We start from the raw sequence: 20,085 nt of genomic DNA on the forward strand, positions 1-20,085 counted from the left end.
GTACCCTGTTCGCCGAAAATTACAAATTTCGACCCAACAACTAATAATATCTTAGCACGACTGAAATGTAAAAAAAAATAACCAGCATAAAGAATTTATGCTGGTAAACGTGCGCTGTCACGAAATTGACAACGAAATTGCTCTCCCGACAAAACTTCCTCTTGCATCAGAATGTCAAGGGAATTGTCGAATATTGTCCGTTGCTCCTCAAGCCGGCGTTTGGTCTGTTCCATCAAGTCTTGCAGAATCACTTTATTTTCACGCATCAGTTCTTCCGTAGTCACCATGTCCATATTCACGATCCCGAGAGAGGTTAGTCCAGATGCCATCATGGTCTGAACCACATTGGTCGCCTGCTCAAAGTCATTGCGTGAACCCGTGGAACGCCCTCCGTAGTACATCTCTTCTGCTGCTGCACCACCCAGAGCAATCATAATCTGCTCCTCCAGGAACCTTTTAGTGTACAAAAATTGCTCCTGCTGAGGGTTATGACGTACATAACCAAGAGCCTGTCCACGTGGACTAAGAGCTACCTGGCTCACACTTCCCGGGCGTACAAGCTCAGCCATAATGGCATGGCCAAGCTCATGAATAGCTACTCGTTTCTTTTCTTCTACGCTCGACTCACGATCGGTTTTCTCACCCATCATTACTTTATCAATCGCAAGTGACAGATGACGCTGTTCGATGTGAAGCAGACCTTCACGCATTGCATAAATAGCTGCCTCATTCATGACACTCTCCAACTGTGCACCTGAGAATCCATAAGACTCTTCCGCTGTTTTTTCCAGATCCACATCCTGCGTCAGCGGCTTGTTCACCGCGTGCAGCTCCAGAATATGTTTTCTACCCTTTTTGTCTGGCAAATCCACCTGAATATGACGGTCGAAGCGACCAGGACGTGTCAACGCACTATCCAGCATTTCTTTGCGGTTGGTAGCAGCGATAAGCAAAATCCGTGGGGTGTCAGATGTATAAATCCCGTCCATTTCCGTGAGCAACTGATTCAATGTTTGATCATACTCACGCTGCTGACCGCCTTCACGTTTACCACCGATGACATCAATCTCGTCGATAAAAATAATGGCATTTTCCTTATTTTCCTTGGCTGCACGTGTTCTAGCATCTTTGAACAAATCCCGGATTCTGCTGGCTCCCACACCCACATACATTTCAACAAACTCACTGCCGGAAGCCGCTACGAAAACGGAATCGGTATAATGGGCAGCCGCTTTAGCCATCAGCGTTTTCCCTGTCCCTGGAGGACCCGTAAGCAAAATACCTTTCAATGGTCGAATTCCGAACTTTTGTATTTCTTCATGACGGATCAAGAAATCAAGTGCTTCCCTTAATTCCTGTTTGGCACTGTCTTGACCTCCGATTTCTTCGAACGTTAGTTTGGAAGGTCCTTTTTTCTTCCGTTTACGTTCTTGTCCAGCGCCTACCGTAATTCCACCGCGCATCTGCATCATGAATAACAGACCACCCACAAGCAATGCAGCGATCAGGATCGGAGCCACATTCACACCAATAAAAGCAAGAAAAATAATTAAAACAGGAATAAATCCTATGGCTGCTTCTTTTGTCCATTTAGGCATTAGGCCACACTCCTATCTGGCCGGGCACACGCGGCAGTATAATGTGCTTGCTAGCATCTCCATCTCGCAGACTCACATAAACATTGTTATCATCCATTGCTGTATTGACTTGAATCCCTCCTGTTGCCATCTTGGACAACGTAGGCGTGATCTCGGCATATTGTTTGTTCTCCATGGCCTGAGCTACCGTAAACATCGCATCCCCCCACCAGTTTTCCAGCGCTTCATTGGAATGGTCTACAACGTCCAATTTAAGGGTACGCGAGCCGATCAGGTCTTGTCCTTCTTTATAAAGGTATTGAACCAGTCTGCCTAAATCCACATTTGGCTTCAAATCGAGTTTCATTTGTATATCATTGCGGTTAATAGATAATTGTACATCATTGACTCCTTCGTACTGAGTAACCATCTTTTCAATCGGACTCTGTACGGCTACTTGACGATATATGAACCAACCTCCAAACAACAGGACGGCAGAAACAACGGCAGTTAGAACAATAGGCAATACTTTCAGCTTCAAATGAATTACCCCTCCCAAAATGAGCCCATCCTTTAATCTATAGGCTTATATATTTAGCTGTACATGATGATCTGCAAAAACATTTGCAGATTTGTTTGCGTTAATCATTAACTTAAGTACATATCTGAGTATATCACATCGTATATACAATATCGAAGGTGAAAATATGAATAAATTATTAATTTTAACTATTTAAATCAAACTAACTTCTTAGAAAAGCCAAAAAACCGGTTCAAACGAGTGTGTCGTCTGCCGGTTTTTGCTCATTCTTCGTCAGGCATGCAGATTACTTATATTCAGTAAAGGGAAACCCGAACTAGCTGTTTGGTAACGTATATACCAGATCCACTTGCTCCCCATTGCTGAACCGATAAAAACGATAATAGTTATGGCTTCCATCCTTGTAATACACTTGCCATACGTAAATATTATTAACGACTCCAGGCATGATCCGTTTGATCTCCCCGCCTGGAATCTCGGAGCTGAAGCGGGTGCGAATCTGCTCTTCGGTCATCCCGTTTTGCAGTAACTCGCTATGCACCCCTCCTTTTCCTTGGACAGGCTGATTATTGTTATCAAACTTTACCCAGACCATTACATCCTGATTATCTTTATTTTTGGCAATCATCGTCCAATAGATGTTGTCAGAACCATTCTTATCGCCCCATACGTACTTTCTGAGTTCATCGGGTGATGTAATCCCCAGCTGCTCCTGAGCGACCTGGATGGCTAACGCCTCTTCCTTACGCTGGTCCTGTGTAACGTAGACGTAATACCGCTGAAGTCCAAACAAGATCAGAACCAGAATGAGTAGCGATATCCATATCCACTTCTTTTTTTTCTTCAAGAGTCGAACTTCCTTTCCCTAAATACTGCCGTTGAAGTTGCTATTAGCGCGCGAGCAACTGATCAAAGGCCAACTGGGATTCTCGCAAAATGCGCTCTTCATCCAGTGTCAGACATTCACCATGTTTCACTACTTGTTTTCCGTCGACCCATACATGCTCCACATCTTTTGCAGACGCCGAGTAAATCGAATGCGAGATCAGATCTGTATGTGGATAGAAATGAGCCTGCTCAATATTCAGAGCAATAAAGTCTGCCTTTTTGCCTACTTGCAGTGCTCCGGTCTCATTCAGGAAGACCGATTTCGCACCATATGTTGTTCCAAGTAACAGCGCTTCCCCAGCAGGTACGGCAGTCGGATCACCAGACACCCCTTTATGAATCAAGGCGGCAAGTCTCATCTCCTCAAACATGTCCAGATTGTTATTGCTTGCAGGTCCGTCTGTTCCCAAAGAAACCGTAACACCTGCTTTTAACAGAGCAGGGACACGAGCCACACCGGATGCAAGCTTGAGGTTACTACCTGGATTGTGAGATACAGCAACATCATGACGAGCCAAAATCTCAATCTCTTCATCGTTCAGATGCACAGCATGTGCTACAAGTGAAGGACGTGAGAAAAATCCAAGTTTCTCCAAATGTTCTACCGGACGCAAGCCATAATCAGTCACATTCTGCTCCACTTCACGTGAGGTTTCCGACATGTGAGTATGAAGGGGAAGATTTAGATCATGTGCGACCTGTACAAGCTTCTCTATGTAATCAGGAGGGCATGTATAAGGTGCGTGAGGAGAGATGACCGTTGTTATCCGTCCATTCGCCTGACCATTCCATTCACGTGCAAACGCAGCCGACTCTTCCAGCTTACGCATCTGTTCTTCTTCCGAGCACAGACCAATTACGCCTCGAGCCAATACAGCTCTCGCTCCGGATTCTTCAACCACTTTTGCTACTTGATCCATATGGTCGTACATATCCAGGAATGCTGTCGTTCCACCTTTTAACATTTCAAGCACGGAGAGTGATGCTCCCCAATAGACATCTTTTGAAGTCATTTTCGCTTCCATAGGCCACATTTTTTCTTGCAACCAAACTTGCAATGCTAGATCGTCTCCATGCCCTCGAAGGAGAGACATTGCTGCATGACCATGCGTATTGATCAGACCCGGCAGGAAGAGAAGTCCCTTACCATCTACTTTGGTCAAATGTTCATCTCCATCCGGGAGCGTCTCACCAATATGCACAATCTTGTCATCTTCAATAACCATATACCCTTGAACAACCGTCCAGTCTGCCCCTTCATTGGTCGCGAACTTACCGTTGTGAATTACCCATCTATTCGTTGTTGTCATCCTCTTCTTCCTTCCCGTTCTCCAGATAATAGGCCAGACTCAGCAAGTCTGTTGTAAAGTCTGCATGATGTATACGAACATGCGGGGGCGTTTTCAAAATCGTTGGTGCAAAATTCAAAATTGCCTCAATGCCTGATTCGATCAATTGATCAGCAACGTTCTGTGCTTCCGTATCAGGTACAGTAATAATCCCGATACGAATGTTATCTTTTTGTACCGCTTCTGTAAGATCTTCCATCGGTTGCACTGTCAAATTGTTGATTTTACTGCCAATCTTTGGGCCGTATGCATCAAAAATAGCAACAATTTTCATATTGTCTTTGAGATAAGCATTGTAATTGGACAAGGCTTGTCCAAGATTACCCGCCCCTACTAGAGCGACATTAATCTGTTGATCAATTTTGAGAATGTGACGAATCTTCTCAATCAGGTAAGAAACGTCATAGCCGATTCCTTTACGACCAAAATCTCCGAAGTATGCCAGGTCCTTACGAATCTGAGCAGGATTCAGATCCAGTCGTTGTCCAAGCTCCTGTGAGGAGACCGTTGATACCTCCCTCTGAACCAACTCATTCAAATAACGCAAATATACAGGCAGACGCCGCACGACTGCTTCTGATATTTTATCCGATTTCATTTTTGCTCCCCCTAACCAGTGCCACAATAAAATAAAAAACATTGAAAAGATGAGCATTCTGTACACATGCAAAACATGCTATTTCCATACAGAATGCTCTCGTATTCTCGGGATTATAAGTCCATAAATAAATTGCTTATCGCAGTCTTCTTCGAGTTTAACGCCTGAACAGAGTACATTGCAATGCCATTGCTTACAATGATGATTAATTTTGTTCAACGACTGGACGATCCAGCCATTCGGCAATGCGTGGTACCATCTGTTCTGTAAGCATATGCTCCATCTTTGGTCCGGGCAAGGAGTACAGGAAGTATTTCCCGTAATAAGCTTCGATTACCCGTGTATCGTACACGATGACAATCCCTCGATCTTTGCCTGTTCGAACCAATCGACCGAAGCCTTGCTTGAAACGGATGACCGCCTGTGGCACAGACAATTTCATAAACGGATTCTTTTTCTGCTCTTGTAACAATTCACTTTTCGCTTCGAGCAGCGGATGATTAGGCGGCTGAAACGGCAAACGCACAATAGCGAGACAAGTCAGTGCTTCACCTGGAATATCTACGCCTTCCCAGAAGCTACTCGTACCTAGCAGAACTGCTGCTTTGGCTTCCTGGAATCTTCGCGTCAGCTTGGATCGATTGCCACTGTCAACTCCTTGACCGAGCAAGGAGATGTCTTTGCCAGATAGAGCCTCCTTCAGTGGTTCGTAGACTTGGCGAAGCATTTTATAGGAGGTGAACAGCACCATCATGCGCCCTTGGGTTGCAATCGCCGTCTCGGCAAGAGACTGTACGAGCATCTGTACGAAATGCGCATCTCCTACGCTGCCTTTCAGACTTGGGAAGTCACGTGGAATAACGAGCAAAGCCTGATCCCGATAATTGAACGGTGAAGGCAGCATCGATGTCAGAAGCCGATTATTGTCGGCAGCTTCCTGCAGGCCGAGCTGTTCAATCATGAATTGGAATGACTTATCCACGGATAGCGTAGCCGATGTAAGTACAACGCTTTTCTTTTTGTCAAAAAACATCTCTTTCAGTTGCGCACTCACATCCACTGGCACAGCGTACAACTGAAGTGACTTGCTGCGGAATTGACCGCTAGCTTCCATCCAGTACACCGTCTTGGCGTCATCCATACGCATGAAGAATCTAAGATTTTCCTTGATTGTTGTTAAATCTTTGAGAAGCCCGGTAATATCCGTAATGAGACTATCAGACTGATAATCGTCCTGATCTTCTTTGACTTCTAACAGCAACTTATCACCCTTGCGAACCAAGTCCCCTAGGGTTACATAAATTTGGTTCTCCAGGTCCTGCAATTCCTGCCATTTGGCAGGCTTCTGCGATGCTTTAATCCGAAGTGAGAACTGTCCCGTCTCTCCCGGAGAGGCATCACTTCGTTCGGGCAGCAGGCCAAACAGAGCGTCGCTCAGTCGATCCCACATCTCCTTCACCTCAACAGCGAGCGGAAACATCTGATCAACCATAGAACCCCAGTGTACAGCATTTTCATGCCCTGACAGCTGGGAGCGTAGCATCGGAAGCTGACCATTACGACTGTCTTTAAACAAACGAGTCAGCGTATGCACAAGGGTAAAGTATTTCATATGAAGCCCCAAATGTTTACCTGCTACATCCTCCAGATGATGTGCCTCATCAATCACCAGACTTTCGTATGCTGGCAGTAGCTGATGAGCAGCCTTCACATCCGTGAACAGCTTCGAGTGATTCGTAATCACGATGTCAGAAAGTCCCGCCTCATGCTTCGCACGATGGTAAAAGCACTTGCGGAACCACGGACAGGATCTGCCGAGACAAGACTCGGATTCGCTCTGTACCGTCTCCCAGAAATCCCCTCCGCGTGCGCTGAGGTTTAATTCTTCATCATCACCCGTCTCGGTTTGGGTAAGCCATACGATCATTTGTGCCGCGGTGAAGTAATCTTCTTTTGGCGTTGCAAATTCACGTTTGTTAATCTTGTGTTCGAATTTACGCAGACACAAGTAATGTCCTCTGCCTTTGAATACAGCAGCCTTGAACGGAAATGGAACCACCTGTGTGAGCATTGGAATATCCCGTTCTCGCAGTTGCTCCTGCAAATTAATCGTGTGGGTACTTACCATCACCTTCTGCTCTTGTCTTACACTTTCATAAATGGCGGGTAATAAGTACCCCAGTGATTTTCCTGTTCCCGTCCCTGCTTCGATCAAAAGGTGCTTCTCTTCGTCCAGAGCCTGTCGTACGCTGCTAAACATCTGAGTCTGTGCTTCGCGCTCTTCGTAATGATCCAGTGTATCTTGGAGATTGGCTCTCACTTGATCCATAAACTGATCAAAGCTAACCCCCTCAAGCGGGTTCCTATCTTTCTCATCACGCGGTGCGCCAATTTCTGTCCAGTCACTGACGTTAAGTGCAAGCTGACGGAAATACGTATGTCCGTCAAGGTCTTGAATAGGTTGTGCCTCTTTCTCTTGGCGCAGTCCGTCAAAAAACCAGCCAAGATCACTATCCTCTGGAGCAAACAAATCACTTAACCGTTGAATTGTAATTAACGGCAGTTCTCTAAGCTCCTCCAGACATTTGAGTAATACGTGTGCTGTCGCTAGTGCATCACTGTCTGCCTGATGGGGACGGTCATGCTCAAAACCAAATTCCGAAGAAACATACCCGAGCTGATACGAACCCAGCGACGGAAACGTGATTTTCAAAAAATCAATGGTATCCAGAATACGGCCTGTAAACGGCAAATATCCGCACCGATCAAGCGCATTCTGTAAGAAATGAAAATCAAAGGCAACATTGTGACCTACCAACACCACGTCATCAAGAAGCGGCACCATCTCCATCATCATCTCTTCGAGTGAAGGAGCATCCGCTACGTCTTCATCTGTAATTCCAGTTAGCCCCGTAATAAAAGGCGGTATTGGCACTCCCGGATTTACATAAGAACTATATATTTGAGTTATGCTGTAGTCATGATCTATGATGGCAAGTCCGGCCTGTATAATCTCACCGTCGGACTGCGTGCCGGTTGTTTCGAAATCCAAAACGGCAAATTTCATTGCAATATACGGTCCCTTCCATTCCAGTCTATGTTACAGCATAGCAAAAAAAAGGACATTTGAAAATTAACCGACAAAAAAGCGGTGTTCCCGCCGCTATGCTAAAGGAGGAAACACCGTTCTTTATGCCGACAAAAGTCCTTCTCAATTTAGTCCAATCAGCTGATTGGCATATTGAAGTTTACCTCTATTCAGCCTGCAAACTTCCATGTTATATAGAGGTTCGGTCAACGTTGGGTCATATTGAAGGGCCTGAGCGAACAAGGAGCTTGCTGCTTCCAGATTGGAAAGTTTAGCTTGAATACACCCTAGAACATTACATACCAGTCCCTTGAGTCTAGGGGAGCCATTAAGCATCATGATGGTTTGCAAATGGAGTTCTGACTCATACATCTGCTCCAAACTTAAGTGAGCGAGTGCCAGATAAAAATGAGCTAAAGCACTGTCCGGGTAATCCCCCACGACACGTGAGAATTGATCAATAGCTTGCGTATACATCTGTAGCTTAAAGTATCCCTGTCCACGGCTAAAACATTCCAGATGAACCTCAGGGAGAGCTGTAACGGCCTGCTGCTCTGGTTCTAGAGAAGCTGGCTTTTCAAGCTCTTGCTCCCGAAGATGACTCATCTTTTCTTCAAACATCAGCCATTCATCCAGCACCCCGTCACTCATGCGTTTAAGCAGATTCCATTTCTGTTGCAATTCCTGTTTGTCCAGACCTTCAGCGGAAGGATAGCGCTTGATAATTTCATCTAACATGTCGTTCATTTCGGCGAAAACATGCTGGAACATCGATGCATCCCCACCCTTGGAAAAATGGATTAGTGCTGTGACCTGTATTCATTTTTTGCTGGATGCACCGATTTCATTCCCCTTCCCAGCCGATTACAAAATCGTAGCGTGCACTTCCTTTTTCATCGTCTGAACCGGTTTGTTCTGCCCATCTACGAACACCACCGTTGGTTTGTGGGCATTCGCTTCCTCTTGTGACATCATGGCATAAGAAATAATAATGACCGTATCTCCAGGCTGGACAAGGCGAGCAGCAGCTCCATTCAGACAAATGACACCACTGCCGCGTGGCCCAGGAATCACATAAGTTTCAAGCCGAGCACCGTTATTGTTGTTCACGATTTGTACTTTTTCATTTTCCATCAAGTCTGATGTTTCCATCAGGTCTTCATCAATGGTAATGCTACCCACATAGTTCAAGTTGGCCTCCGTTACTGTTGCACGGTGGATTTTGGATTTCATCAGGGTTCTAAACACGGGACAGCACCTCCATTTTTTGAATGCGTATATTGTCAATCAATCTTGTTTTACCGAATTTTACAGCCAGTGCGATGAGAAGATCGCCATATGCCTTCAATTCCTCATCGTCTGCAAGAGGTTCCAGACTTGGGAAAGACTGAATTTCAGCATAATCAATGACAGCATGCACGGATTGGCTAATATGTTCTCGAAGAATATGACGAATGTCTTTCGCTGTGATGGCTGTATTGCTCGCTACAGCTTCCTGTACCGCGCGTAATGCCTGAGACAACACCAGCGCCTCCTGACGCAATTCTGAGCTCAAATAGACATTGCGAGAACTCAGGGCCAGGCCATCCTCTTCACGAACAATAGGACAAGGCACAACATCAACAGGCATATTCAAATCATGAACCATTTGTTGAATAACGGCGACCTGCTGGGCATCCTTCATACCAAAAAAAGCTTTCTGTGGCTGTACAATATTGAACAATTTGGATACCACAGTAGTCACTCCATTAAAATGCCCCGGACGGGATGCTCCACATAAACGTTCTGTAATCCCAGATACGGTTATCGTTGTTTGGGTTGGTTGTGGATACATCTCTTCCACCGAGGGACTAAATACGATATCCACTCCTTCCGCACGAGCAACCGCTAAATCCCGTTCTTCGTCGCGTGGATAACTGTCAAAATCTTCATTCGGGCCGAACTGAATCGGGTTAACAAAGATGCTTAACACTACAATATCACTCTGCTGCCTGGCAGCTTGCATCAAGCTGGCATGACCTCGGTGAAGGTATCCCATTGTTGGTACGAGCCCGACAACGACTCCTCTAGAGTCTGAAGTGTCGTTATTATGGTTTTTGCGCATAATGTTCAGTTCTTGTCTTAACTCTGCGATCGTCCGTATGACTTTCATTTGTGAGTTTCCACCTTTTCTTTACGTTGTCCGTACAGTCCGTCTACAACACCATCTGCCGCACTGAACACATGTTCCTCCGCAGGGAAAGAACGATTTTTGACTTCTTTTACGTACGATTCGATACTACTGCGGATCAGACTGCCTACGTCGCCATAGGTTTTAACAAATCGTTTGGGCGTATATGGTGAGGCATATTGAACCACATCATGGAAAACGAGCACTTGTCCGTCGCATCCACGACCTGCACCGATGCCAATCGTCGGGATCGACAATTCGTTCGAGATCGCCTCAGCCACTTGTTCTGTCACAAGTTCAAGTACGATGCCGAAGGCTCCTGCCGCTTCAAGTGCTTTGGCTTCATCCATCAGACGTTTAGCATCTGCTGCGTCCTTGCCTTGAATACGGTAACCTCCAATTTGATTCACCGATTGAGGTGTGAGTCCAATATGTCCTAGCACAGGCACACCTGCTTGCACAACGGCTTTGACCGTCTCTGCAATTTCAATGCCACCCTCCATTTTGACTGCATGAGCATGACCTTCCTGCATTAGACGACGTACACCTTTCAACGTTTCATCTACGCTGCCGTGATACGTCATAAAAGGCATATCTGCCACGATAAACGTATTTTCCGCACCACGCACAACGGAACGAGTATGGTACACCATATCATCAATCGTCACGGGTAAGGTAGAATTGTAACCTAGGACGACATTACCCAGGGAGTCTCCCACCAGAATCATGTCAATGCCAGCTTCTTCGGCGAGCAGAGCAGTTGGATAGTCGTAAGCTGTAATCATGCTCAGCGGGATGCCATCCTGCTTGTATTTTTTCATTTTCACAATGTTTAATGGTTGTTTATTGGCCATATTATCCTGTGCCCCTCTCACCTTTTCAAATTAAACGCAACAAAAAAACCTTTTAGTTTTCCACTAAAAAGTCCCGAAAAGTCAAAAAAGAGTCACTTGCGATCGTCCCTTCTGTCTCGGTCCTCTTCGGCTCAGAGCAGAATCCAACAATACATTTGAACTTATTCCATTGTTTTTCTTGCCATTGCTGTCTTACCAATACAATAAAACGCATCAAGCAGAACAAAGGTTACTGCTCCACGGAGTGCAGCTCGGTCTAAATCGTCCGATACCGCCTCACGAAAAACAGTATACCAAAGTTCTGCTCGAACTTCACGTTTTATGTTAAATTACCAGTAAAGATTCGACAAATTGTCAGCTTTGCCAATTCACTTCTCCAGAGACTATAAGTTCACGTTCTCCATCCGGTCCTTCCACGATTAGTGCACCAGAAGGATCCAATCCTACAGCCGTACCTTCTATTACACCGTGAGGATTCGTAACCGTAATCTTTCGGTTCAACGACACCGACAGAGCCTCCCATAGGGATGAGATAACTCCAAAGCCTTCTTTTTGATATAGAAAATAGAGATGTTCAAGCTCTGTCAGAATGGCTGCCGCAAGCTCGGTTCGATTCACTGTCTGTCCTGTTTCAATCTTGATCGATGTTGCGATCTGCCTCAAGTCTTCAGGATAATCCTGGGGATCAAAGTTTGCATCAACCCCAATACCCGCAATACAATACCGAACCTCATGGTCCTCCAACGCTGATTCCAGCAAAATTCCACACATTTTGCGTCCATCGATCAACAGATCATTGGGCCATTTAATCCCCGCTTCTGCGCCAGTACAAGCTCGAACAGCTCGGCATACGGCAACTCCGGTCAGAAGAGTTAGTTGGGGGGTATGATGCAGAGGGAGTTCCGGCCTTAACAACACACTCATCCAGATCCCTTTTCCAGGAGGAGAAAACCACTTTCTACCAAACCGTCCTCGGCCTCCAGTCTGTTCTTCCGCAAAAACGACTGCACCTTCGGCCTCTCCTTCTTCAGCAAGCTTCTGGATATCTCCCTGTGTTGACAAGGTTGAACCTAGCATCACTGCTTTACGACCAAAAACCTTTGTACCTAGAGATAGCTGGAGCCCAGTTGCATCGATACTCTCAGGTTTGGTGACCAAACGATATCCCTTACGCGAAACAGCCTCAAACTCATATCCCATGTCCCGCAATTTATTCACATGTTTCCATACTGCCGTTCGGCTGATGGACAGATGCCGGCTGATCTCTTCACCAGACACGAATTGTCCACTCGCCTCTTGTAACATATGTAACAAATCCTCAGACTTGGTCATTTGCAGTCACCCGTTTCACTTCAGTACACAATGCTTCATACTGATTCATTATATTTCCGATGGCTGTTTCCTTAAGCAAATGTTTCATGAGCTGGCCGAGCCAAGGCCCACCCTTACGCTCTACCAATTGCAACACCTGTTCACCCGTGATTTGCAGTTCTTTTATTTCGTGAACGGGCATGGATTTACTCCAGCTGGCCGCATGAGTTTGAACTTTCGCCATCTGTTCATGCGCCCGCTCCGAACTGTCACGCCACTTTTGGGGAAGTTGCTTTTGCAAAATTAACCAGTCGTTCGCGGCTTGAGCACCACAAGAGAGCACCGTAACAATCCAGTTTTCCCGTAGCAGGTTATCATCTACACGCTGCTCCACAAAAGTAGTCACCAACTCTTCCACCTGAAGCACACCTGTGATTCGAACTCGATGCTCATTTGAAAATGTCCACTGTCTTAGCAGCTTGTCTGCCTCTTCTCGGGTATATCGGCCAGCTAATAACACACACGACCATCGCAGCAAGACATGTTCCCCTGTCAAATGCTCCAACCCAACTAACAGCTCTTTGTTGAATCTGTTGGAATCTACCGGAGCTTTAACATACTCTAATGCCTTGCTCCGGAATAACAATTCCAGACCCTTCTGAGGATGAGGACCCGCCATCATTTTCACCATCTCAGTGCGGACCCGCTCCATGGCAATATGCTGAAGCAATTCGCGTTGATTGACGAGCCCTTTCCAGGTATTGTAGGCTATGCTAAAATCAAAGACCGATGCAAATCGTATACAACGAAGCATCCGCAGTGCATCCTCACCGAAACGTTCAACCGCTAGACCTACACATCGCACAAGCCCTTGCTTGATATCCAGCTGCCCACCAAATGGATCCACGATCGTTCCATCAACATGCATGGCTAGAGCATTCATTGTAAAATCCCGCCGTTGTAAATCTTCTTGGATATTTTGAACAAATTGTACCGCAGAAGGTCTACGATTATCCTGATACTCTGACTCTGTACGAAATGTGGTGACTTCAAAATAATAACCGCCTGATCGGACAGTTACTGTGCCATGCTGTAATCCTGTAGGAATACAGTCGTCGAATATGCCCATGACTTGTTCCGGTGAAGCCGAAGTTGTAATGTCCATATCATCAACAGCTCGCCCTAACAATTCATCACGGACACAACCGCCAACCCAATAGGCTTTGAACCCTTCTTCATTTAATCGCTGGAGTACCTTTTCACTTTGTTTTGCCATTTCATCATCTGCTTGTGTCCAATGAACCACCACATCTCACCTCTTCTCTTGCCTGCTGTGGTCTCCCCCTAGCCGCAAACGGGGTTTAGACTAGGGATTTCTCTTCCAAGCACACGATAGTATATCTGTTCATATTGCTGACGAATTGAATCATTGCAGAAATCATGATGCGCACGTTGAAGACATGCTTCCCGGATATCTGCAGCCAATTTTTCGCTAGTCAGCAGACGTATTGCGTTCTCAGCCATAGACTTGGTATCTCCGATTGGCGAGAGAAATCCAGTTTTCCCATGTAAAACGAGTTCCGGAATACCGCCAGCTAGTGAACCAATCGTAGGTACGCCGCATGCCATCGCTTCAAGTGCTACCAAACCGAAGCTTTCCTTCTCGGAGGGAAGCATTAAAATATCAGCCATCGATATGACATGGGCAATATCGTCTTGTCTGCCAAGGAAATGAACCTTGTCACTCAGACCCAGTTCTTGAATTCTGCATTGAATTTTAGGCAAATCCGGGCCCTCACCCACAAACAACAGTTTCGCAGGAACCTGTTCTTGAACCTGACGGAAGACTTCCACCACGTCTTGTGTTCGCTTGACCGGGCGGAAATTCGAAATGTGCATCAATATTTTTTCATTGGGTGCAGCATAATCGCGACGCAGACTCGCTGCATCTCTAGGATAATACACACGTTTATCTATAAAATTATAAGTCAGGTCAATCGGACGCTGGATATCTAGCAATTCAACGGTTTCACGAATCAAATCCTGGGAGACGGCTGTTACCGCATCACTTTCATTGATCGCAAGGCGAATCAAGTCTTTCAAGGACTCATCCTGAGCAAGGACCGTAATATCTGTTCCATGAAGCGTCGTGACCACTTTCAGATTGTCTCCGACCATCTGCTTGGCTAGAAATGCGCACACGGCATGAGGTACCGCATAATGCACATGGAGCAAGTCGAGTTGCTGCGTTTTCGCTACCTGTGCCATTTTGGTCGCCAATGACAGGTCATACGGAGGATACCGAAATACGTAATAATCATTAACCTCTACTTCATGATAAAAAATATTTTTCTGAAACTTTCCTAATCGAAAAGGAATGCTGTTCGCAATAAAATGAACCTGATGTCCCTGTTCGGCCAATAATTTGCCGAGTTCCGTTGCGACCACCCCAGATCCTCCGAGGGACGGATAACAGGTAATTCCGATTTTTAGCTTTTGATCCATCCGGTTGGACTCCTTTGATCTCCTACGTTATGTAGGTTGATATCATGCAACGGAAATGTTTAACATGTCATGATTTGTTTTATGATTAGCTTTCAATCAGAGAGCTTTCAGACAACGTGTAAACGTTATTCTATATTATATATACATAAGTTGCATTAGTTTAGACGCCAAACTGCTTGACCACATAAGGTGTTATCGTTGCAAACCCTTCCGCAAATGGGATTAAGCTTCGTTGCCCAAGCAAGGAATCACGCGCTTTTACCCGTTCGATATAACCTTGATTCAGCGGTGTAGATACGATGCCTTCCCCTTGCTCAAATTGAGATCGATAACAACGAAGAGACGCTTCCTTCTGATCGTAGTGTTCCGAAATATCCACAATTAAATCCGTAGGACCGATATCATTAATAAAGTAAAAATAGCTTTCCTTCACTTGCACGGCAGGCATATCTGGCATATAGTTTCGAAGCTTTGCGTTAAATATCGCTTCTTGCACGAGTTTACTGCACATGATGTGATCGGGGTGCCGATCCTCCCAATAAGGCGCAAAAACGATACGCGGTGCATGTCTGCGTATCTCTGCGGTAACCGCTTGTACATGTTCTGGTGTGATATAGAGCCCACGATCGGGTAAACCGAGATTTGTTCGACACGAAAGACCGAGGACGCGTGAGGCTTGCTCCGCTTCCTCGGTTCTGCGTTCTACGGTACCATTGGAGGACATCTCTGCACGAGTCAGATCACATACGCCTACCTTCAACCCAGCAGCCGTATGTTTAGCGATCGTTCCAGCCATTCCAATCTCAGCATCATCCGCATGCGCTCCGAAGACTAGTATATCCAGACTCATTGAGAGTCCCCCGTATTCAATCCCGCTTCCGGCTTGTACTTATGTACGAGCTCTCTCCAACCAAAATCACCACGATCCAACGCTTTGACAAGAATCTCAGCCGTAGCAATGTTAGTTGCCAGTGGTATTCCCTGTACATCGCACAGGCGGAGCAGTGCATTGATGTCTGGCTCGTGTGGTTGTGCCATTAACGGGTCACGCAGAAATATGATCAGGTCCATCTCATTTTGCGCAACCAAAGCTCCAATCTGTTGGTCGCCTCCCAGTGGCCCTGATTCAAAACGATGAATCTTTAGAGATGTGCCTTCCATAATGCGAAGACCTGTTGTACCTGTTGAATAAAGCTCATGTTCTGTAAACACAGGTTCATAAGCTGTAACGAAGTTTACCATTTCTTCTTTTTTACGATCATGGGCAATAAATGCAATTTTCAACATGACAATCTTAATCTCCTTTAGTCAATAAAGTGGTCAAAGCCGTAGATGAGTCCTGTATATTCCAGCACCTTCTGTATACCGATCTTGACTCCTGGCATATAACCAGCACGCTCATATGAATCATGCCGAATCTTCAGCGACTGTCCGTAATCACCGAATACAACTTCCTGTTGCGCAAATACTCCTGGTAAACGCACACTGTGGATGCGGAATCCGTTGTAATAGCCCCCGCGTGCTCCCTCAATCGTTTCTTCCTCATTCGGATTTCCTTGACGGATCTCCTCACGATTGGCTGCGATCAGTTCTGCTGTTTTGATTGCAGTACCTGATGGAGCGTCCAGCTTCTGATCGCCATGATATTCAATAATCTCCACGTTAGGCATATGTTTGGCAGCCTGTGCTGCAAAACGCATCATCAAGATTGCGCCAATTGAAAAGTTCGGTGCGATCAGCCCGCCAATCCCTTTCTCCTGACATTGCTTGTCCAATTGCTCAATCTGCTCCGGCGTGAAGCCGGTAACCCCCATGACAGGTCTTACACCATGGCGGATTGCAATCTCCGTATGAGCATACGCGAATTGAGGCACTGTAAAATCAACCATGACCTGCGGTTTGGTTTCGGCAAAAGCCATCTCAATATCATCCGTTACCAGCACACCACACTCTGGCAATCCTACAAGTGTTCCTGCATCCGTGCCAACACCGGAGCGGTTGACAGCGGCTGAAAGCTCCAGTTCTGGATCCTGTAATACCAGCTTTACCACTTCACGGCCCATTCGGCCAGCCGCTCCGATCACGGCAACTCTTATCACTTCACTCATCTTAGCTGCATCTCCTCACAAAAATTAGTTCATCTAATGTATTCAACCTATGCTGCTCTCCCCCATCCAATCGCTTGAATGTGAAGATCAATATTATTGCATGGATCTCATACGTTGCTTCGTTTCCTGTAACATCTGTTGCAACTGCCCATTCTGCGGATCAAGCAATATGGCATCTTGCAGCACCTGCAGCGCACTTCTATATTCATTCAGATCACTGTAGGCCAACGCCAGCATCACATAAGCTTCCACAGAAAGTGGATCTAACCTAATCGCTTCTTGCAAAAGCATAGACGCTTCAACATACGGCTTGGATGTTTCTTTTGCAGACTGTTCTAGCAACAATTTCGCCTTGATGATCAGCTGCTTTGCCTCAAGTGTCTGCAGATGAAGCCTATATTCTTCAGTGCCTTCAGACAGTTCTACCGCCTTGCGAGCATATTCCAGCGCAGGAAGTAGATGTTTACTGCGGGCGTGCGTAATAGAACAGCGATAATACAACTCGGCATGTTCCGGGTGAGCATGAATGGCCGCTTCGAACCAGCGAATGGCCTGCTCAAAATCATTTTGTAAAATACAGCGATATGCCTGCTGCATATAATCTTCCGGTTTCATCATCAAGCTGACCCTCCCCGTGCGGGTGATGGTACAGCATATGTAATTTACGCCTAATCGGTGTGTTTTGGAGTCCACCGATTTGCGTCGCGGGTATTAAATTTATGCATGACCTTATCATGAGCCTCGGCCAGATCAATACCAAGCGAGTTTGCAAAGCAAATGGTAATAAATAAAATATCGCCAAGTTCAAGTTCGATGGAATTCTCAGCTTCAGAAGCCTTCTTCGGTTTCTCACCGAACTCGTGATTCACTTCACGGGCAAGCTCCCCAACCTCTTCAGACATCCGGGCCAGCATGGCCAAAGGACTGAAATACCCCTCTTTGAACTGGGAAATATAGAGATCAACCTCACGCTGCATTTCCGCCATACTTTTTTCCATGAGAGCAGGTTCCCCTTCTATCTGGTGTCGTGTTTGTTCATAATAATATCAGTTATTTAGGTTCACTTCCACCATCATCCGGCACAAATTCGTTTTTAATGACCATAGAAATAGGTATACTAAGGATGGGAAGGATTGCTTCCACATTCTAATCCAATTACAGAGAGGGATCTTATGAGCACTGCCAAAACGTGGTTTCAATTAAAGCTCGTGTTACCTATTCTACTGGGTACAGCCCTGTATGCCTTCGGGCTACTTTATTTCATTATACCGAATCAACTGATGGAAGGCGGACTTACCGGTGTCACCGTATTGATTAACTATGCCTTCGGTGTTTCTCCTTCACTGACCACATTGATCCTTAATGTTCCGCTGTTTCTCATTGGCCTTAAAGTTCTGGGCGGCAGACAGATGATCTACACTGGCATCGGGGTTGGGGCACTGACGGCATTTTTATGGCTGTTCGAGAAACTGATCATTCAGGGCTGGATTGAACCTTTACATACGGAGAACGACCTTCTTTTGGCCGCTTTGTACGCAGGTGTGACCCTTGGAGCTGGCCTTGGTATCGTTTTCCGCTGGGGTGGAACGACAGGTGGCTCAGACATTATCGCACGGATCCTGAACCGTAAATATGGCTGGAGTATGGGGCGTGTGCTGTTAGGCATCGACTTTGTCATTATCGGACTTTCACTCATCTACATTCCCAAGGAAAAAATTCTTTATACGCTTGTAGCCGTATTTATCGCATCCAAAGTGATTGACTTCATTCAGGAAGGTGCTTATTCTGCTCGTGCTTTCATGATTATCAGTGACCATGCTCCCGAAATAGCGGATCAAATCACGAAGGATATGGATCGAGGCGTTACGCTCATCCCAGCCATCGGTGCATACTCCAAACAAGCAAAACATATGGCCTACTGTGTCATCTCCAGACAAGAATTTCGTAGGCTCCAGACCATCGTGCGCTCCATTGATCCTAGAGCGTTTGTCATAATTAACGATGTGCACGATGTTCATGGTGAAGGGTTCAAAGAAAGCTGAAGCCTGCTCTGGTTCATAAAACATAACAAAAAACCTCTTCCAGCATTCCAGGCCAAGATGGGCTACTGTGTGCGGCAAGAGGCTTTTCCAGATTCACAGACGTTTGTCTAGAATACGAACTGATCCCTAGTGACGATATGTAAAAATATCATTCTGCTGGGCATGATATTTCCGATACCCCGCATAACTGAGAACAGCTACAATTACTGAACTGATCACTAGTCCAGCCACACGGCGGTCCGGACCCTGAACAAATGGTACAAACGCACTCTCATCCTTCTCTCGTCCGAACAATTGATTCACCAGCTCTTCTCCATGAGCAATCATACTCCTGAGCTGCGTTGTATCAGATACCTTTGCATTCGACAGACCTTTGAGATGGGATAACCACGCATCCATTTGTACGATCTGATATGGCTCAAGCCGAATAATGGCTGCCGGACGTATCGTTTCATAATGCTCCTCAAGTACAGCGTATCGATTGGCCAGAATTGTTGAACTCTGGTTCTCATTAGCTGCCAGCGAGAACGCGTCCAGATCGCTCTTCACAATCTTATAATATTGGAGCCAGAGCGGTTTGGCCGAATTCGCTAGACTATCGGCTGCAAGTCTGAGCTTGGCCGAAGCCTGCTGAAGGAAATCTTTATCCCATTTGAATTTGACTGCCGCCTCCTTGACTTCCACCACTGTTTCTGACAGCGCATGAATACCCTCTACCGAAGTTTGACCCTCGAATGAGATGTGCTGCAGACTGTTACTGATCCGTGTAATACTTGCGCGTACTTCCTCCATATTATTTTCGAGCACTCGGCGATATAGTACAGCAGCTTCTTCATTTAATTGTGCAATGGTATAACTTGAGGACACTTTCTTGTTCACATTTGGAATAGATTCATCACTTTGCGCTGACACCCCGTATGAAGTATTTGTCCAAAGCAGCAGAGCCATGAGTGATACCGCCAGCCATCCCGTTATACTCCTGAATGTTCTCGTCATGGACATCCCTCCCATCATCAATGTATGGCGAGGGATAGTCGGTTAGAACAAGCTAAAC

Annotated in this window: 20 protein-coding genes; 1 reads left to right on the plus strand and 19 read right to left on the minus strand. The window is 45.9% G+C overall.

What is annotated here, in order from left to right:
* Nucleotides 1-95 precede the first annotated feature (95 nt).
* From PQG66_RS08405 to PQG66_RS08490, 18 genes are all read right to left on the minus strand, one after another.
* Complete coding sequence (locus tag PQG66_RS08405; RefSeq protein WP_272037235.1) at nucleotides 96-1,598, minus strand: AAA family ATPase; 1,503 nt, start codon at nucleotides 1,596-1,598, stop codon at nucleotides 96-98.
* A complete protein-coding gene (locus tag PQG66_RS08410) occupies nucleotides 1,591-2,118 on the minus strand; it encodes a hypothetical protein (RefSeq protein WP_272037237.1) in 528 nt (175 codons plus the stop codon). Before PQG66_RS08410 ends, PQG66_RS08405 begins: the two co-directional genes overlap by 8 nt.
* A gap of 316 nt (nucleotides 2,119-2,434) precedes the next feature.
* The gene (locus PQG66_RS08415; RefSeq protein WP_272037240.1) at nucleotides 2,435-2,965 is read right to left on the minus strand and encodes a DUF5590 domain-containing protein; all 531 of its coding nucleotides are present in this window, start codon (nucleotides 2,963-2,965) and stop codon (nucleotides 2,435-2,437) included.
* Between the two features lie 43 nt (nucleotides 2,966-3,008).
* Nucleotides 3,009-4,316 carry an amidohydrolase gene (locus PQG66_RS08420; RefSeq protein WP_272037242.1) on the minus strand — a complete coding sequence of 436 codons (1,308 nt, stop codon included), beginning with the start codon at nucleotides 4,314-4,316 and terminating at the stop codon, nucleotides 3,009-3,011.
* On the minus strand, nucleotides 4,300-4,953 hold the full coding sequence (locus tag PQG66_RS08425) for a redox-sensing transcriptional repressor Rex (protein WP_272037244.1): 654 nt from the start codon (nucleotides 4,951-4,953) through the stop codon (nucleotides 4,300-4,302). Before PQG66_RS08425 ends, PQG66_RS08420 begins: the two co-directional genes overlap by 17 nt.
* Before the next feature lie 205 nt (nucleotides 4,954-5,158).
* Nucleotides 5,159-8,020 (minus strand): ATP-dependent DNA helicase DinG, encoded by a 2,862-nt coding sequence (gene dinG / locus PQG66_RS08430; protein ID WP_272037246.1) that lies wholly within the window; start codon nucleotides 8,018-8,020, stop codon nucleotides 5,159-5,161.
* A 144-nt stretch (nucleotides 8,021-8,164) separates the two neighbouring features.
* On the minus strand, nucleotides 8,165-8,788 hold the full coding sequence (locus PQG66_RS08435) for a tetratricopeptide repeat protein (protein WP_272037248.1): 624 nt from the start codon (nucleotides 8,786-8,788) through the stop codon (nucleotides 8,165-8,167).
* 117 nt (nucleotides 8,789-8,905) lie between these two features.
* Nucleotides 8,906-9,289 (minus strand): aspartate 1-decarboxylase, encoded by a 384-nt coding sequence (gene panD, locus PQG66_RS08440; protein WP_272037250.1) that lies wholly within the window; start codon nucleotides 9,287-9,289, stop codon nucleotides 8,906-8,908.
* Nucleotides 9,282-10,193 (minus strand): pantoate--beta-alanine ligase, encoded by a 912-nt coding sequence (gene panC, locus PQG66_RS08445; protein ID WP_272037252.1) that lies wholly within the window; start codon nucleotides 10,191-10,193, stop codon nucleotides 9,282-9,284. Before panC ends, panD begins: the two co-directional genes overlap by 8 nt.
* Entirely contained in the window at nucleotides 10,190-11,065 is an 876-nt protein-coding gene (gene panB / locus PQG66_RS08450) for a 3-methyl-2-oxobutanoate hydroxymethyltransferase (protein WP_272037253.1), read from the minus strand. Before panB ends, panC begins: the two co-directional genes overlap by 4 nt.
* Nucleotides 11,066-11,419: 354 nt before the next feature.
* A complete protein-coding gene (locus PQG66_RS08455) occupies nucleotides 11,420-12,397 on the minus strand; it encodes a biotin--[acetyl-CoA-carboxylase] ligase (RefSeq protein WP_272037254.1) in 978 nt (325 codons plus the stop codon).
* A complete protein-coding gene (locus PQG66_RS08460) occupies nucleotides 12,384-13,685 on the minus strand; it encodes a CCA tRNA nucleotidyltransferase (protein ID WP_272037255.1) in 1,302 nt (433 codons plus the stop codon). The genes PQG66_RS08455 and PQG66_RS08460 overlap by 14 nt, the downstream gene beginning before the upstream one ends.
* 35 nt (nucleotides 13,686-13,720) lie before the next feature.
* A complete protein-coding gene (gene bshA, locus PQG66_RS08465) occupies nucleotides 13,721-14,881 on the minus strand; it encodes an N-acetyl-alpha-D-glucosaminyl L-malate synthase BshA (protein WP_272037256.1) in 1,161 nt (386 codons plus the stop codon).
* A 160-nt stretch (nucleotides 14,882-15,041) separates the two neighbouring features.
* Nucleotides 15,042-15,731, minus strand: coding sequence for a bacillithiol biosynthesis deacetylase BshB1 (gene bshB1 / locus PQG66_RS08470; RefSeq protein ID WP_272037257.1), 690 nt, complete (start codon nucleotides 15,729-15,731; stop codon nucleotides 15,042-15,044).
* The gene (gene mgsA / locus PQG66_RS08475; protein ID WP_272037258.1) at nucleotides 15,728-16,168 is read right to left on the minus strand and encodes a methylglyoxal synthase; all 441 of its coding nucleotides are present in this window, start codon (nucleotides 16,166-16,168) and stop codon (nucleotides 15,728-15,730) included. Before mgsA ends, bshB1 begins: the two co-directional genes overlap by 4 nt.
* Before the next feature lie 17 nt (nucleotides 16,169-16,185).
* Complete coding sequence (dapB, locus tag PQG66_RS08480) at nucleotides 16,186-16,989, minus strand: 4-hydroxy-tetrahydrodipicolinate reductase (RefSeq protein ID WP_272037259.1); 804 nt, start codon at nucleotides 16,987-16,989, stop codon at nucleotides 16,186-16,188.
* Nucleotides 16,990-17,082: 93 nt separating this feature from the next.
* Nucleotides 17,083-17,607, minus strand: a complete 525-nt coding sequence (locus PQG66_RS08485; RefSeq protein ID WP_272037260.1) for a tetratricopeptide repeat protein — start codon at nucleotides 17,605-17,607, stop codon at nucleotides 17,083-17,085.
* A 50-nt stretch (nucleotides 17,608-17,657) separates the two neighbouring features.
* Nucleotides 17,658-17,987, minus strand: a complete 330-nt coding sequence (locus PQG66_RS08490) for a nucleotide pyrophosphohydrolase (protein WP_272037261.1) — start codon at nucleotides 17,985-17,987, stop codon at nucleotides 17,658-17,660.
* A gap of 174 nt (nucleotides 17,988-18,161) precedes the next feature.
* Here PQG66_RS08490 and PQG66_RS08495 point away from each other — a divergent pair, with 174 nt between their 5' ends.
* Nucleotides 18,162-19,031, plus strand: a complete 870-nt coding sequence (locus PQG66_RS08495) for a YitT family protein (RefSeq protein ID WP_272037262.1) — start codon at nucleotides 18,162-18,164, stop codon at nucleotides 19,029-19,031.
* A gap of 126 nt (nucleotides 19,032-19,157) precedes the next feature.
* Here PQG66_RS08495 and PQG66_RS08500 read toward each other — a convergent pair whose 3' ends face one another.
* Nucleotides 19,158-20,027, minus strand: a complete 870-nt coding sequence (locus PQG66_RS08500) for a sporulation protein YpjB (protein ID WP_272037263.1) — start codon at nucleotides 20,025-20,027, stop codon at nucleotides 19,158-19,160.
* Between the last annotated feature and the right edge of the window lie 58 nt (nucleotides 20,028-20,085).

Origin of the sequence: Paenibacillus sp. JJ-100, assembly GCF_948329825.1 — a bacterium.
Lineage (GTDB): Bacteria > Bacillota > Bacilli > Paenibacillales > Paenibacillaceae > Paenibacillus.